The sequence below is a fragment of the Arthrobacter sp. B0427-1-12 genome, from assembly GCF_059092905.1.
The window spans coordinates 1-277 of sequence record NZ_JBNHIC010000257.1 but is presented as its reverse complement, the minus strand read 5'-3'; the positions used below and the strand labels follow the sequence as shown (position 1 = coordinate 277).

Genomic DNA, 277 nt, shown 5'->3' with positions numbered 1-277 from the left:
GAGCAGTTCATCCTTGTTCGCCACGTGCTTATAGAGCGCCATCGGCACCACCCCAAGCTCCTGCGCCAGCCTGCGCATGCTCAGCGGCTGGATGCCGGTTTCGTCGGCAAGTGCGACGGCGGCGGCCAGCACGCGGTCCCTGTTCAGGCGCCCGCGCCGCTTGACGTCGATCTGCTGGGGCATCTGCACCGCCTTTCCCTGGACAGCCGCCGGACCTGTCTTCTATTGACAAGTGTACGGCGTATACCTACTGTTGGCCGCCTCAGGTGTATGCCGT

1 protein-coding gene is annotated in these 277 nt (G+C 64.3%); it reads right to left on the bottom strand.

Annotation, left to right across the window (positions count from 1 at the left end; genetic code table 11):
* A partial coding sequence (locus AC5RWU_RS24765) for a TetR family transcriptional regulator (RefSeq protein ID WP_493986804.1) occupies nucleotides 1-183 on the bottom strand: 183 nt, incomplete at its 3' end.
* Nucleotides 184-277 lie beyond the last annotated feature (94 nt).